We start from the raw sequence: 14,531 nt of genomic DNA, 5'->3' as shown, positions 1-14,531 counted from the left end.
GACAACGGCTCCGCTGATCTCAGTCTTGTCGGCGGCAAAGCGCACGCCCATTCAAACCTGCTATTTTGGCACAGACTGGCTTAGAATGTATCTTCTTGCGGCCTGTTTATGCCTGGATGCCGTTTTTTCACTCAAAAGGATCTGATTTTCGATGCTGTTCAACCTGAAAAAGTTCTTTGGCGCTCTGCTGATGCCGCTGCCGCTGCTGATGCTGCTGATGGGGCTGGCGCTGCTGCTGCTGTGGTTCACCCGCTGGCAAAAAAGCGGTAAGACGATTTTCACGCTGAGCTGGCTGTTTTTACTGCTTTTCAGCCTGCAACCGGTGGCCGACCGCCTGCTGCGGCCGATCGAAGCCGAATACCAGACATATCGCGGCAACGATGCGGTCAGCTATATCGTGGTGTTGGGCGGAGGCTATACCTACAATCCCGACTGGGCACCCAGCTCGAACCTGCTCGGCAACAGTCTGCCTCGCGTGACGGAGGGCGTGCGGCTCTATCTGGCACACCCTGGCGCCAGGATGGTGTTTACCGGCGCGCCCGGCGGGCGCATGCAGAGCAACGCCGCCACGGCAGCGCTGGTAGCGGAAAGCCTGGGCGTGCCGCGCAGCGACATGGTGATCCTGGGGGAACCGCGCGATACCGAGGAAGAAGCCGCTCAGGTAGCCAAGTTGGTCGGCGAACATCCCTTCCTTCTGGTGACTTCCGCCAACCATCTGCCGCGCGCCATGCGTTTCTTCGAGGCTAAGGGCCTGCACCCGATCCCGGCCCCGGCCAACCAATTGGCGATCGACTCGCCGCTGAATATCTGGGATCGCGCCACGCCGTCGTCCATGTTCCTCGGCCATACCGAGCGCGCCTGGTATGAAACGCTGGGCAGCCTGTGGCAGCGGCTGAAAGGCGCGGATAGCGCCAGCGCCGAATAAGGCCCCGTTCAACCGGCCAGCCAGGGCAGCAGCTGTTGCGATGCATAGTCGAACGGCTGCCGCTCCAGCTTGCCGGTATGGATTAAACGCCCTACCGCTTCCCACACCACGTACAGCCAGCGCCGCGCCAGGAAAGCGTCGGCGACCGGCGCCCGCTGCAGATAGCTGAACAACAGTTGGCTGGGCATGCCCGCTTCGCAGAGGCGGAAAAGATCGTATTCGCGCGGCGCCCACAGCACCACACCGGGATTAAGCATCGCCAACAGCTGATCGCTTTTGGGATCTTTCAACATGCTGCGCAGCGACAGGTTACCGTGCACCAGGACACAGGGATCGTCGAAACCGACGAAGAAATGGGTCAGCGCTTCGCGCGTGCGGTACAGCAAACGCCGATCTGCCATAGTCAGCTGTGGGGTTGTGAGATTGACCACCGTCGCCCACAGCACTTCGACCCGCTGTTGATACCAGCAAAACCAGTCATTCTCCTGCGTACTGTCAACGGTGCCGACGCTGCCATGGCTGTCGATGCGGTGCCAGGCCAACATCCCGTCAACGATCTGCTCCATCAACATGTTCCAGCGATCCGGCGAACGCGTTGGCGCTTCGGCCGACACGCCGCGCAGACGCTCGATCAGCAGGATTTCCGTATACGGCGCCTGGTGGGTGCATACCACGCCGTACACCGTGGGCAGGCGGATATCCCCGTCGCGCGCCAGCATCGACAGCTTGTACGCCTCCTGCTGGGCGATGCCCTGGCAGATAAAACTTTTCGCCATCAGCGGGATGGCGTTGCCCTGGCGATCGTACAGTGAATACATGTGCGCATAAGGCTGTTCGCTCACCCGTTCCAGCCGGCTGACGGACTCACCCAGCACGATGCTCAGTTCGGCGCGTAACTGCTCCATAAGGCATTCACCTCAGGCTAATAAGGGGGGTATGCGTAACATCATCGAACGGTGAGCGGAAAAATTCTTCAACGCAGATCAACAAAACGGGGATCAATAATGGGAGGTATTGCATCGTCGGCGCGTTGCGCGCCGCGCCGACGAAATCAGGCTCAGGGTTGAATGCTGTCGCGCACGCGCTGGAGATCTTCCGGCGTATCGACCCCCACGCTCGGGACCGCTTTCGCGACCGCCACGTGGATTTTTTCACCGTACCACAGCACGCGCAGCTGTTCCAACAGCTCGATCTGCTCCAACTGGCTCGGCGCCCAGCTGACGTAGCGGCGCACGAAACCGGCGCGGTACGCATAGATGCCGATGTGGCGCAGCAGGCTGTCGCCGATGCTCTCCTTCGATGCGGCGAAACGCTCGCGATCCCAGGGAATGGTGGCGCGCGAGAAGTAGAGCGCGTAACCCTGCGCGTCCATCACGACCTTCACCGCATTGGGGTTGAATGCCTCTTCGGCGCTGTCGATCGGCACCGCCAACGTCGCCATGCCGGCCTGGCTGCCCGCCAGGTTTTCCGCCACCTGCCGCACGATAACGGGTGGGATCAGCGGCTCATCGCCCTGCACGTTAACGATGATCTGGTCGTCGGCAAAGCCGTAGTGCGCGATCACTTCCGCCAAACGCTCGGTGCCGGAATGGTGATCCGGGCTGGTCATGCACACTTCGCCGCCGGCGGCTTCTACCGCTTTGGCGACTTCAGGGTGATCGGTCGCCACGATGACCCGGCTGGCGCCGGACTCACGGGCGCGTTCCATCACGTGCACCACCATCGGCTTGCCGTGAATATCGGCCAGCGGTTTGCCCGGCAAACGGGTTGAGGCGTAGCGGGCGGGAATAATAGCGATAAAACTCATGCGTGCTTCTCGTCCAGCGACAGCGCACGCGCTTCATTTTCCAACAGCACCGGAATGCCGTCGCGCAGCGGGTAAGCCAACCCGTCCGCTTTGCACACCAGCTCCTGGTTTTCTTTATTGAAATAGAGTTTGCCGTTGCATACCGGGCAGGCAACGATTTCGAGTAAACGGTGGTCCATGCATCCTCCGCAAGGGGATAGGTCATCTGGGAAGGCTGTGAGGATAGCATAACGCCCGGCCTCAGGTTAATCATCGGCGGCGCCAAGCCGCCGATATTTCCTCATGGCGCCCGCGCAACGGCTTGAACTGCGGCGCCACACGGCGTAGAATTTTGTGATGAAAATCACAAAAAAGACCGTAATACGTGATCAAACGTCTGCATAAAATCATCGCTCTGTTCGCTAACTTCAGCCACTGAGCCCCCTTTGTAACGAGCGGCGCTTAACTTCGTTTTACCCCACCGACGGCGTCGCTCGTTATCCCACTTCCCAGCCGGCTCCCCATTCAGCGGCCAACGCCGCCGGAATGTCGCCCAGCGCAACGCGTTGCGCGCCGTGCCAATGAGCCGTGCGCGCGATGGCTTGCCGGATATCCTGCGTTCGCTGTTTGCCGAAGCGCACCTGCGGCTCCGCATGGAAACTGATGATCTCGAAGATGCCCTGGCGTCGGTGCGCCTTGGCATCAATCCGCCCCACCAGGTCGCCCCGATGCAGCACCGGCAACGTGAAGTAACCGTAGCGGCGTTTTTCTTTCGGCGTGTAACACTCCAGCCGATAGTCAAAGTTGAACAGCTCCAGCGCCCGACGACGATCCCACACCACCGGATCAAAAGGCGACAACAGGCTGGTGACCGTCGATTTGAGTTTGCCCTGCTCCGCCAGCGGCAGCAGTTCCGCCAGTGATTCATGCACATAAAACGGCCCTTCCAGCCCCTCGACCCGCACCGGCGTAATCTCGCCCTGCTCCTGCAGCGCTGCCAGCAAGGCTTTTGGCGCCACGCGCTTCAGCCGATAGTAGTCCGCCAACCACTCGGCGCGGAAAATGCCCAGATAGCGGCAGGTGCGGCACAGCATCTGCCGGCGCGCCTGCTCCACGGGCAGCGCATGCCGCGCATCGTCCCAGGCCGGCAGCAGCCTTTCGGTCAGATCGTAAACCCGGTGGAAGTTGCGACGTTCGGCCACCATCAGCTTGCCGGCGGTAAACAGGATCTCCAGATGCCGTTTCTCCGGTTTCCAGTCCCACCACCCGCTGTTGCCCTTCTTCTCGGCGCTGAAATCCGCGGAGCGCACCGGCCCCTGTTGTTCGATGTGCCGCAGCAAGCTGTCCATCGCCGCCTGGTGCTGCTGCACCCAGTCGGCGGAGTATTTCCAGCCCATATCATGCGGCGCCAGCATGCGGTGGCGCAGCAGACCAAAATCTTCGATCGGCAGGAAACAGGCCTCGTGCGCCCAATACTCGAACAGCTTGCGGCCGGCGAGCGCCTGCTCAAGCCACTCCGGCTGATAGGCTCCCAAACGGCTGAACAGCACCAGATACGGGCTGCGAGCAACGACGCTAATGGTATCGATTTGTAACAGCCCCATGCGCTGGATCGCACTCACGACGTCATCGGGCCGAGCCTGGCGTTTAAGCGGAGAAAGCAGCCCCTGGGCGGCGAGGTGCAGCGCGCGAGCGGCGGTAAGGGAAATGGTCGGGGTGGTCATCCTGATATCCGTGGCGAGTAGGCAATGGCCTGATAATAGTGGATATCGCGGGATTTATCTTCGCCAGTGCTTGCGGGTGGCGACACCGGCACTGGCGAGGAAGGAGGATGCGATCAGAACGCGATAACGTCTGCCGCGGACAGCCCATGCGAGCTGCGATAGATCGAGAACTCAACGTTCTGACCTTCGTTCAACGACTTATTTTTGGTGTTGGCGATAGCGTTGCGATTGACATAGATTTCGTCGCTGCCATCTACCGGTGAAATAAAACCATAGCCTTCGGCCTGATTAAACCATTTCACACGGCCCATTTTTAACACAGTATTTTTAAACATAACTTATATCCTTTTACTTGAGCATCCTTGACAACGTCATTTTTTATATTGTCTGGACGCTACCAGCCCATCCTAAAGTTTTTCGTAACAAACCTCTCGTGAGCAAAAATTAAAAAACCCGCACTAAGGCGGGCTTGTTGAACTTAATATCTTCCGCATGACTCAGCGCTGAAGCGTCACCATGGTTGTATTAAGATCTCTTTATACGCGTTCCCTGTCTTCTTACAGAGCAACTACGTTGGCGGCAGCCGGCCCGCGCGGGCTGTCCTGGATGGTGTACTCGACGCGCTGGCCTTCAGCCAGGGTCTTGAAACCGTCTGTCATGATTGCGGAGAAGTGTACGAATACATCTTTGCCGCCATCGTGCTGCTCAATGAAACCAAAACCTTTGCTTTCGTTGAACCACTTAACTTGACCCGTCTTCTTAGACATTACTTTTACCTTTAAATATATTTACAAAATCTGCCATAAGAGGCAATTGCGGCCATTTCAGAAACATTACTTATGGGAGGTACTTAGAAGGTTCGTCTTTGAAGCGGAATCGGATGATAACGTTTTTGGAGGAACTGCTTAACTCTAAACTCGAACATAAATAGGTCTGGATCACAGGCCGACTTGCATTTACTCATAAAAATGGTGAATGCACAAGGGGTTTATTGCATTAAATTCATAAATACGCCGAATTTATTTTTATCCCCCTGAATATGCATGACTTAATTTAACGCTCGCCGCGGCCGATTCATCGAGTTCCTCTCCTCACCGGGGCATCGTTTGTCCGTCCGTGCGCTGCAAATGAGAGCTAACGCATAAAACTCTAATATGCTTGCCACGTCTATAACAAATCCCAAATCAGATGGCTAAACTTGAGGGGAAAACAAGGCAGACGGCTTTTTCGCCAGCACTTTTGCCGCTAAAAACACTATTTTTCAGATTATGCTGAATCAAGGAGCTATGCGCATGACCGCCCAGCAGTTCGTTTCACCTAATGAAATCCGCGCCAGATTCTCTCACGCGATGTCGGACATGTACCAAAAAGAGGTACCGCTGTACGGCGATCTGCTGGAACTGGTGGCGGAAACCAACCGACAGGTTCTGCGCGAAGATGCCGCACTGGCTCATCAACTGCAAATCACCGGCGAGATCGAACGCCTTGCGATGGAGCGCCACGGTGCGATCCGGGTCGGCACGGCGGACGAACTGGCCACCCTGCGCCGTCTGTTCCGGGTGATGGGCATGGCGCCGGTCGGTTACTATGATCTGTCGGTGGCGGGCGTTCCCGTCCACTCGACCGCCTTTCGCGCCGTACACGAAGACGCCCTGCAAATCAGTCCGTTCCGCGTGTTTACCTCCCTGCTGCGCCTGGAGCTGATAGAAGATCCCGCGCTGCGTGAGCTGGCCGAGCGCTTGCTGGCGCGCCGCCGCATCTTTACCGATCGCGCGTTGGAACTGATCGCGCTGCAGGAAGCGCAAGGCGGGCTGAATGAAGTGCAGGCGCAAGAATTTGTCGAACAAGCGCTGGAAACCTTCCGCTGGCACAACCAGGCGACGGTCAGCGCCGAAGAATACCGGCAGTTGCACGATCAGCATCGCCTGATCGCCGACGTGGTGGCGTTTAAAGGGCCGCATATCAATCATCTGACACCGCGCACGCTGGATATCGATCGCGTTCAGCAGGCGATGCCCGCCCGCGGCATTACGCCCAAGGCGGTCATCGAGGGCCCGCCGCGTCGCCGTCGCGCGATCCTGCTGCGCCAGACCAGCTTCAAGGCGTTGGAAGAACGCGTCGATTTCGTCGAGCATGACGGCCGCGTCGTCGCCGGCCATCATACCGCGCGCTTCGGCGAGATTGAACAGCGCGGTGTGGCGCTGACGACTAAAGGAAGAGAACTCTACGACCGTCTGCTGAAGGCCACCAACGATGCGCTGCAGGCGCCGCCGAGCGAGAAAAATGCCGAACGCTATTATCAGCTGCTGGAAGAAAACTTCCGGGCGTTTCCGGATGATTACGCCACGCTGCGCGAGCAACAGCTGGCCTGGTTCCGCTATTTCCCGACCGAATGCGGCCTGGCGGCCAAAGAATCACTGGATAAGCACAGCACCCTGGAGCAACTGATCGAGAAAGAACACGTTCGCTTCCAGCCACTGGTATATGAAGATTTTCTGCCGGTCAGCGCGGCGGGGATTTTCCAATCGAATCTGGGGGACAGCCGCCATGCACAGTACAATGCGGCGTCAAGCCGGGCAGCGTTTGAACAAGCATTGGGCAGTGAGGTGATCGACGAGCTGGCGCTGTATCAGCAAACCCAGCAGCGCTCGCTGGAAGCCTGCGCGCAAGCCTTGGGGCTTGTCACGCTGGCATCCTGAGATTACTTAGACAGCAGGGACTCGATATCCTGCAGCAGTTGCTCAGCCTGAGCGGACGGTAGCACCGCATCAACCGGTAGATACCACCAATTGGGCTGGGCAAAGGCGCGACACTTCACCGCGTCCTTCTCCGTCATCAACAGCGTTTGATCTGCATTAACCAACGCCGCCAGCTGCGCCTGCTGATATTCCTGATGATCGGCAAACGCCACTTCCTGCACGACTTCGACGTTCAACTTTTCCAACGTCGCGAAGAAACGCGGCGGATGGCCGATACCCGCCATCGCCACCACGCGCGGCAGCTCGGCCACCGGGCGACGTTCACCGCTCAGCAGGTTCACCGCATCACGCGCCTGCAGACGCATGGCAATTTCCCCGGCCTGCGCCACGCCGCCATTGGCGACACGCGCATCGACACTGCCAAGCCGCGCAGCGCGCTCGCGCATCGGCCCGGCCGGCAACCACCAGCCGTTACCGAAACGACGCACACCGTCGATGACCACCAGCTCGAAGTCACGCTGTAAAGCGTAGTGCTGCAAGCCATCGTCGGTGATGATCACATCCAGCTGCTGTTGTTGCAGCAGAGCCTGCACCGCCTCGGCGCGCTTGGGCGCGATCGCCACGGGCGCCCCGGTACGCTGATAAATCAGCACCGGCTCATCACCCGCCTCGCGGGTCGACGTATTCTGACCCAGCACCAGAGGATAGACCGCCGACTTGCCGCCGTAGCCGCGCGACACCACCCCAACGCGGTAGCCCCGTTGCTGCAGGTGCTCCACCAGCCAGATCACCATCGGCGTTTTGCCGTTGCCGCCGGCGGTGAGGTTACCCACCACCACGACCGGCACCGGCGAACGCCAACTTTTACGCAGGCCGCAGCGGTAACTGAGGCGGATCAGCCAACTGAACAAGCCATACAGCCACGAGAGCGGCAATAGCGCCAGATAAAGCAGCGAACCGCCGGACCAGATGCGCTCAATCATTATTGACCAAACTGCATGCGGTGCAGCTGCGCATAGGCGCCCTGCCGCTCAAGCAACTCGGCGTGCTCACCGCGTTCGACGATGCGGCCGTCTTCCACCACCAGGATCTCGTCCGCCTTTTCAATGGTCGACAGACGGTGCGCGATCACCAGTGAAGTTCGGTCTTTCTGCAGTTCGTCCAGCGCGGCCTGAATGGCCCGCTCGGACTCGGTATCCAGCGCAGAGGTCGCCTCATCCAGGATGAGGATCGGGCAGTCACGCAGCAGCGCGCGCGCGATGGCGATGCGCTGGCGTTGGCCGCCGGACAGCATGACGCCGTTTTCACCGATCACCGTATCCAGGCCGTTTTCCATCTTGTTGATGAAGTCCATCGCGTACGCCATTTCGGCCGCTTTCTCGATCTGCTCGCGGCTGTATTCGCTCTCACGCGCATAGGCGATATTGTTGGCGATGGTGTCGTTGAACAGGTGCACGTTTTGCGAAACCAGGGCCACCTGATTACGCAGTGAGGCCAGGGTGTATTCGCGCAGATCGTGGCCATCCATCAGAATTTCGCCTTCCTGAATATCATAGAAACGCGTCAACAGGTTGGCGATGGTCGATTTCCCCGAACCGGAACGGCCCACCAGCGCTACGGTCTTGCCTTCGGCGATGTTCAGGTTGATATCACGCAGCGCCGGCGTTTCCTTCGACGGGTAGTAGAAGGTGACATTGCGGAATTCGATATCGCCTTTCGCGCGCTTCACTTCGCGGGTGCCGGTATCTTTTTCCTGTTCCATATCCAAAATGGAGAACAGCGTCTGGCAAGCCGCCATCCCGCGTTGGAACTGGGCATTGACGTTGGTCAGCGACTTCAGCGGACGCATCAGCGCAATCATCGACGAGAACACCACGGTAATGGTACCGGCGGTCAGGGTTTCCATCACGCTTGGGAAGCTGGCGGCAAACAGCACGAACGCCAGCGCCAGCGAAGCGATCAGCTGAATGATCGGATCGGAAATCGAAGACGCGGAAACCAGCTTCATGCCTTGCTGACGCATGCGGTTGCTGACCGAATTAAAGCGCTCGGTTTCCACCTGCTGGCCGCCGAAGATCAGCACTTCTTTATGGCCTTTCAGCATCTGTTCGGCGCTGGTGGTCACCTGCCCCATCGTGTTCTGCATGTTTTTGCTGATGTTGCGGAAACGCTTGGACACCAGGCGAATGGCAATGGAGACGATCGGCGCCAGCACGATCAGGATCACCGACAGCTGCCAGCTGTAATAGAACATCATGATGAACAGGCCAATGATCGAAGCCCCTTCGCGCACCACGGTCACCAGCGCGCTGGAAGAGGAGGAAGCCACCTGTTCGGAATCATAGGTAATGCGCGACAACAGGGTCCCGGTGGACTGTTGATCGAAGAAGGCCACCGGCATTCTCATCATGTGGCCAAACAGGCGGCGGCGCATCTGCATCACCACCATGCCGGAAACCCAGGAAATGCAGTAGCTTGAAACAAAGCTGGTTACGCCGCGCATCAACATCAGCGCGATGACGGCCAACGGCATCCACACCAGCACGCTGCTGTCGGTTTTTCCAAACCCATCGTCCAATAGCGGTTTAAGCAGAGACAGCATCAGCGTGTCCCCCGCTGCGTTCATAATCAACGCAATGGCGGCTACAATCAGCCCGGTCTTAAAAGGAGTGATCATCGGCCAGAGTCGACGGAATGTCTGCCAGGTCGAGAGATCTTTATCATTCATCATGCAAATACCAGCATCGGAAGAAATAGCGGCCTATTTTACTCATTATCACCCTCTACGCCAAACCGCTGATGGTACCAACGGGGCATTAATTGTTCGCGAAAGCCTTTAATTTGCCAATCGTTGTCGAAAAAAAGTACCGATAACTGGCCGGAGCGCGTCGTATCGCGCCATATAATGCCATTTGCCCGGTATCTGGCGACCACTTTACGCGCCGGCAAACGCCATTTGTTGTAACGAGATGCTGACGCCAATGCCGCCTGAGGATTGACCGCACGCAGAAACGGCGGCGTGGAAGAGGTTTTGCTGCCATGATGCCCCACCTGCAACACCGTCGCCGCCAAGCGATCGCGCCGCAATCGAAGCAGCTGCGCCTCCGCCTTTTTTTCCGCGTCGCCGGTCAGCAGCAGACTGTGTTTCCCGTCGTCGATACGGATCACGCAAGAGTCGTCATTGCCCGGCTTTTTACGCGTTTTCGGCGGCCACAGCACTTCGAATTGCAACCCCTGCCAGCGCCAGCGCTCACCGGCGACGCAGGGCAAGTGCCCCTCCCCGCGTATCGGGCTGCGTATCGTAGCCCCTGGAAACGCCCGTCGCACCGTCGGCAGGCCACCGGTATGATCGAGATGATCATGGCTGATAATGATCTGTTCCAATTCAATCCCCCGCCAGTTCAACATTGGCAAAATATGCCGTTCGGCGGCGCTGCCGCCCGGCCAACGATCGCCGGTATCGTACAGTATTCCCTTGCCGTTTCGCTCAATGACCACCGCTAAACCGTGCCCGACATCGAGCATATCGACTCGCCAGCGGTATCCCGGCTCTTTTTCCCGCCACAGCACACAGCATATCGCTATCGTCGCCAGCCCCGGTGCATAACGCCGCCACCAATGAAAGCGCCAACAGACGACGATGAGCCACCCCGCCGCGCTGGCCAGCAGCGAGGCAGCCCCCAGATCCACCCAACCGCGTTGCAGGTAATGCAGCGGCACAAACACCCAGTACAGCGTGAAGTCCGCCAGCCACCATAGCCCGTAGCTTAACGAGGGAAAGAAGCCAAATATCACCGCCAGCAAAATCAGCGGCACCGTCACCAATGAGACAATAGGTACCGCCCACAGATTGGCGGGTAGCGAGGTCAGCGTCAGGCCCAGAAACAGCGCGGCCTGCATCGGCACCAAGAGCAGCGTCATGCCGAGCTGAATATGCAGCCAGCGCACCGGTGCCCAATACCAGGCCGACCGGAATCGCTCACCGAGCGGCGCCCATTCAAACCAAAAAATCAGGCAACCTACCGCCAGCACCGATAGCCAGAAACTGTCTGACAATACCGCCAGCGGATCGCACAGCAAAATCAGCCCGATACACCATAGCCACACCTGCCAGGAAGAACAATGAACGCCGCGCAGGCGCAGCAACATCCACAATGTCATGGCCAACACGGTACGCACCGCCGGCGGCTGGGCGCCCACCAACCAGACATAGATCAGCGTCGCCACCCAGCCCGCGACCAGGGGAAAACGATAGCCAATCAGATGGGAGGGCAGAAAAAACTGCAGCGCCCGCAGCGTAGCCCAGAACAAAATGGCGACCATCGCCACATGAAGCCCTGAAATGGCCATTAAATGCGCAATGCCGGTTTTCAACATCAGCGTGCGTAAAGGCTGTTCCAGCGCGGTTCGCTCCCCAAACGCCAGCGCCAACAATACCGCCTTGTAACGCAGCTCACCGATGTTGGTTTCCGCATGGCTGATTATGCGCTGACGCAGGCTACAATCGCCATCCAGCAAACGGGCCTGCCTGACCAGGCCCGTCAACGGCTGGCGCTGTGCGATCGCCCAACGTTGGCTGTCGAAGCCCCCTTCATTGAGCTTGCCGTGCACCGGCCGCAAGCGCAGTTTCAATTGCCAACGCTGCCCGGCGCACAGCCGCTGCTGTTCCGGGGCCCATAGTGTGGTAAACATCAATGCAGGCGCCAGCCAATGGCCATCGATCCGCTCGATACGCATCAGCGTCTGCTTGCTGACGGCCGGATTCAACGCGATGCTGCTTACCTGCACCACCGCCGTCACTTCCGGCCCGCGGCTCAAACGCTCCATTTGCCCGATCAGGCTTCCGGCATTGAAAACCGCCCACGCGACCCCCAACCCCAGGCAGGCCAAATAACGGCAGAATGGCCTGCGCAGCAGTAAACAGACAAAAAGCAAAAGCGGCCACAGCAGCCATTGCTCAGGCAACTGCGGTAAAACCAACAGCGGCAGGATGCCGCAGATAACGGCGAATATCGCCAGATCCAGCGAAATTTTGATCGCTTTTCTCCCATCGGCTCCGCCATGAGCAAAGACGCGTCACGGCAAGCAAGCAGGATCATTCAGGCGACATGTCGCCGCCAGCGGGCTTTAACGAAGATGCGCTGAACATGGCAGGATAAGAGAGATCTTTGCAGGAGCCACATCGTCAATGCGGCGCAGTACGCAACTCGCGAGCGTATCGCGGAGAATTGCAGGCGAAAAAAAACGGCGCCTTACAGGCACCGTTTTATATTCTTTTCAAGCAACAACGCTATGAGCAGTCAGCGACTAGCCATAGATATTGGCGCGGTCACGCAACTCTTTGCCTGGTTTGAAGTGAGGAACGTACTTGCCGTCCAGCTCAACTTTGTCACCGGTTTTCGGGTTGCGACCTACACGCGGGGCACGGTAGTGAAGAGAAAAACTGCCGAATCCGCGGATCTCAATGCGTTCGCCCTCGGCCAGCGTAGCGGCCATGTGCTCAAGCATCTCTTTCACTGCATCCTCAACGGCCTTCGCCGGAATATGAGATTGCTGGCCAGCAAGTCTTTCAATAAGTTCAGACTTGGTCATAGTACCTCCAAGCTTTGCAGCTAAACTACCGTATCGGGGCGGTCAGAGACCGCCCCCCGTCATTACTCGCCTTTAGCCGCTTTGAAAGCTTCAGCCATTGCGTTAGAGAAGTTGCCTTCTTCCTGTTTGTTGTTAACAGTTGCGATGGCGTCTTTCTCGTCAGCTTCGTCCTTAGCACGTACGGACAGGCTTACAACGCGGTTCTTACGGTCAACGCCGGTGAATTTAGCTTCAACTTCGTCACCTACGTTCAGAACCAGAGTTGCATCTTCAATGCGGTCGCGAGAGGCTTCAGATGCACGCAGGTAACCTTCTACGCCGCCTGCCAATTCAACTGTAGCACCTTTGGCGTCAACTGCAGTGACTTTACCAGTAACAATAGCACCTTTCTTGTTCATAGACAGGTAGTTATTGAACGGGTCTTCAGCCAGTTGCTTCACGCCCAGGGAGATACGCTCGCGCTCTGCGTCAACTTGCAGAACAACCGCAGCGATTTCGTCGCCTTTCTTGTATTCACGTACTGCTTCTTCGCCTGCAACGTTCCAGGAGATGTCAGACAGGTGAACCAGGCCGTCGATGCCGCCGTCCAGGCCGATGAAGATACCGAAGTCAGTGATAGACTTGATTTTACCTTCAACGCGGTCGCCCTTGTTGTGGGTCTCTGCGAACTGCTGCCATGGGTTGGATTTGCACTGCTTCAGGCCCAGGGAGATACGACGACGTTCTTCATCGATGTCCAGAACCATCACTTCCACTACGTCGCCCACGTTAACAACTTTGGACGGATGGATGTTTTTGTTGGTCCAATCCATTTCAGAAACGTGTACCAGACCTTCAACGCCTTCTTCGATTTCCACGAAGCAGCCGTAATCAGTCAGGTTGGTTACACGGCCAGTCAGCTTGGTGCCTTCTGGGTAACGTTTCGCGATAGCAACCCATGGATCTTCGCCCAGCTGTTTCAGGCCCAGGGATACACGAGTACGCTCGCGGTCGAACTTCAGCACTTTAACAGTGATTTCATCGCCAACGTTGACGATTTCGCTTGGATGCTTAACGCGTTTCCAAGCCATGTCAGTGATGTGCAGCAGGCCGTCTACGCCGCCCAGATCAACGAATGCACCGTAGTCAGTGAGGTTCTTAACGATACCTTTAACCTCCATGCCTTCCTGCAGGTTTTCCAGCAGTTGATCGCGCTCAGCGCTGTTCTCGGATTCGATAACCGCACGGCGAGAAACGACAACGTTGTTGCGCTTCTGATCCAGCTTGATGACTTTGAACTCAAGCTCTTTGCCTTCCAGGTGCAGAGTGTCACGTACCGGACGCACGTCAACCAGGGAACCTGGCAGGAACGCGCGGATGCCGTTCAGCTCGACGGTGAAGCCACCCTTCACTTTGCCGTTGATAACACCGGTTACAGTCTCAGCTTCTTCGTAGGCTTTTTCCAGCGTGATCCAAGCTTCGTGACGCTTAGCTTTCTCACGGGACAGCAGGGTTTCACCGAAGCCGTCTTCAACAGCATCCAGAGCAACGTCAACTTCGTCACCAACCTGGATTTCCAGCTCGCCCTGGGCGTTTTTGAATTGCTCAGCCGGGATGGCAGACTCAGATTTCAGACCGGCGTCAACCAGTACGATATCTTTGTCGATAGCAACAACGACGCCACGAACGATGGAACCCGGGCGGGTTTCGATTTCTTTTAAGGATTCTTCAAAGAGTTGAGCGAAAGATTCAGTCATGTTGTTAATCTTCAGGGTTCTTTAGTTTAACGTCCATTTAGCGTCCCGCCGAATGGGGTTGTTTCACAT

Annotated in this window: 13 protein-coding genes; 2 read left to right on the top strand and 11 right to left on the bottom strand. The window is 57.7% G+C overall.

Translation table 11 applies throughout. The features are described 5' to 3' along the window. Positions 1-151: 151 nt before the first annotated feature. The gene (gene elyC, locus ACJ8IP_RS00400) at positions 152-925 is read left to right on the top strand and encodes an envelope biogenesis factor ElyC (RefSeq protein ID WP_164106149.1); all 774 of its coding nucleotides are present in this window, start codon (positions 152-154) and stop codon (positions 923-925) included. Between the two features lie 8 nt (positions 926-933). Here elyC and ACJ8IP_RS00395 read toward each other — a convergent pair whose 3' ends face one another. From ACJ8IP_RS00395 to cspE, 6 genes are all read right to left on the bottom strand, one after another. Further along, positions 934-1,830 (bottom strand): YcbJ family phosphotransferase, encoded by an 897-nt coding sequence (locus tag ACJ8IP_RS00395; protein ID WP_033642568.1) that lies wholly within the window; start codon positions 1,828-1,830, stop codon positions 934-936. A gap of 152 nt (positions 1,831-1,982) precedes the next feature. Next, positions 1,983-2,732 carry a 3-deoxy-manno-octulosonate cytidylyltransferase gene (gene kdsB / locus ACJ8IP_RS00390; RefSeq protein ID WP_033642567.1) on the bottom strand — a complete coding sequence of 250 codons (750 nt, stop codon included), beginning with the start codon at positions 2,730-2,732 and terminating at the stop codon, positions 1,983-1,985. Beyond that, the gene (locus ACJ8IP_RS00385; protein ID WP_004928237.1) at positions 2,729-2,911 is read right to left on the bottom strand and encodes a Trm112 family protein; all 183 of its coding nucleotides are present in this window, start codon (positions 2,909-2,911) and stop codon (positions 2,729-2,731) included. The genes kdsB and ACJ8IP_RS00385 overlap by 4 nt, the downstream gene beginning before the upstream one ends. A 297-nt stretch (positions 2,912-3,208) precedes the next feature. Beyond that, the gene (locus ACJ8IP_RS00380) at positions 3,209-4,435 is read right to left on the bottom strand and encodes a winged helix-turn-helix domain-containing protein (protein WP_108680398.1); all 1,227 of its coding nucleotides are present in this window, start codon (positions 4,433-4,435) and stop codon (positions 3,209-3,211) included. Positions 4,436-4,548: 113 nt separating this feature from the next. After that, the gene (locus ACJ8IP_RS00375; RefSeq protein WP_004928241.1) at positions 4,549-4,770 is read right to left on the bottom strand and encodes a cold-shock protein; all 222 of its coding nucleotides are present in this window, start codon (positions 4,768-4,770) and stop codon (positions 4,549-4,551) included. A 222-nt stretch (positions 4,771-4,992) separates the two neighbouring features. Continuing rightward, positions 4,993-5,202 carry a transcription antiterminator/RNA stability regulator CspE gene (gene cspE, locus ACJ8IP_RS00370; protein WP_004928244.1) on the bottom strand — a complete coding sequence of 70 codons (210 nt, stop codon included), beginning with the start codon at positions 5,200-5,202 and terminating at the stop codon, positions 4,993-4,995. Positions 5,203-5,727: 525 nt separating this feature from the next. On the opposite strand from cspE, the gene hglS reads away from it, so the two are divergent. After that, the gene (gene hglS / locus ACJ8IP_RS00365) at positions 5,728-7,134 is read left to right on the top strand and encodes a 2-oxoadipate dioxygenase/decarboxylase HglS (RefSeq protein ID WP_163964873.1); all 1,407 of its coding nucleotides are present in this window, start codon (positions 5,728-5,730) and stop codon (positions 7,132-7,134) included. A gap of 2 nt (positions 7,135-7,136) precedes the next feature. On the opposite strand, the gene lpxK is transcribed toward hglS, so the two are convergent. The 5 genes from lpxK to rpsA form a co-directional block, all read right to left on the bottom strand. Next, complete coding sequence (lpxK, locus tag ACJ8IP_RS00360) at positions 7,137-8,117, bottom strand: tetraacyldisaccharide 4'-kinase (RefSeq protein ID WP_164106150.1); 981 nt, start codon at positions 8,115-8,117, stop codon at positions 7,137-7,139. After that, positions 8,117-9,865, bottom strand: a complete 1,749-nt coding sequence (gene msbA / locus ACJ8IP_RS00355; RefSeq protein ID WP_033642563.1) for a lipid A ABC transporter ATP-binding protein/permease MsbA — start codon at positions 9,863-9,865, stop codon at positions 8,117-8,119. Before msbA ends, lpxK begins: the two co-directional genes overlap by 1 nt. Before the next feature lie 35 nt (positions 9,866-9,900). Next, positions 9,901-12,126, bottom strand: coding sequence for a ComEC family protein (locus ACJ8IP_RS00350; RefSeq protein ID WP_416153074.1), 2,226 nt, complete (start codon positions 12,124-12,126; stop codon positions 9,901-9,903). 315 nt (positions 12,127-12,441) lie between these two features. Next, positions 12,442-12,726: an integration host factor subunit beta gene (gene ihfB / locus ACJ8IP_RS00345; RefSeq protein ID WP_004928264.1), complete on the bottom strand. Its 285-nt coding sequence runs from the start codon at positions 12,724-12,726 to the stop codon at positions 12,442-12,444. Between the two features lie 62 nt (positions 12,727-12,788). Beyond that, entirely contained in the window at positions 12,789-14,462 is a 1,674-nt protein-coding gene (gene rpsA / locus ACJ8IP_RS00340) for a 30S ribosomal protein S1 (RefSeq protein ID WP_004928267.1), read from the bottom strand. Between the last annotated feature and the right edge of the window lie 69 nt (positions 14,463-14,531).

Origin of the sequence: Serratia sp. CY52157, assembly GCF_052168495.1 — a bacterium.
Lineage (GTDB): Bacteria > Pseudomonadota > Gammaproteobacteria > Enterobacterales > Enterobacteriaceae > Serratia > Serratia ureilytica.
The sequence above is the reverse complement of the archived record's forward strand: the minus strand, read 5'-3'. Positions and strand labels throughout refer to the sequence as shown.

Bases quoted from the DNA above. Each gene is read 5' to 3' on its own strand.
- elyC (WP_164106149.1), top strand. From the start codon at position 152: ATGCTGTTCAACCTGAAAAAGTTCTTTGGCGCTCTGCTGATGCCGCTG.
- ACJ8IP_RS00395 (WP_033642568.1), bottom strand. From the start codon at position 1,830: ATGGAGCAGTTACGCGCCGAACTGAGCATCGTGCTGGGTGAGTCCGTC.
- kdsB (WP_033642567.1), bottom strand. From the start codon at position 2,732: ATGAGTTTTATCGCTATTATTCCCGCCCGCTACGCCTCAACCCGTTTG.
- ACJ8IP_RS00385 (WP_004928237.1), bottom strand. From the start codon at position 2,911: ATGGACCACCGTTTACTCGAAATCGTTGCCTGCCCGGTATGCAACGGC.
- ACJ8IP_RS00380 (WP_108680398.1), bottom strand. From the start codon at position 4,435: ATGACCACCCCGACCATTTCCCTTACCGCCGCTCGCGCGCTGCACCTC.
- ACJ8IP_RS00375 (WP_004928241.1), bottom strand. From the start codon at position 4,770: ATGTTTAAAAATACTGTGTTAAAAATGGGCCGTGTGAAATGGTTTAAT.
- cspE (WP_004928244.1), bottom strand. From the start codon at position 5,202: ATGTCTAAGAAGACGGGTCAAGTTAAGTGGTTCAACGAAAGCAAAGGT.
- hglS (WP_163964873.1), top strand. From the start codon at position 5,728: ATGACCGCCCAGCAGTTCGTTTCACCTAATGAAATCCGCGCCAGATTC.
- lpxK (WP_164106150.1), bottom strand. From the start codon at position 8,117: ATGATTGAGCGCATCTGGTCCGGCGGTTCGCTGCTTTATCTGGCGCTA.
- msbA (WP_033642563.1), bottom strand. From the start codon at position 9,865: ATGATGAATGATAAAGATCTCTCGACCTGGCAGACATTCCGTCGACTC.
- ihfB (WP_004928264.1), bottom strand. From the start codon at position 12,726: ATGACCAAGTCTGAACTTATTGAAAGACTTGCTGGCCAGCAATCTCAT.
- rpsA (WP_004928267.1), bottom strand. From the start codon at position 14,462: ATGACTGAATCTTTCGCTCAACTCTTTGAAGAATCCTTAAAAGAAATC.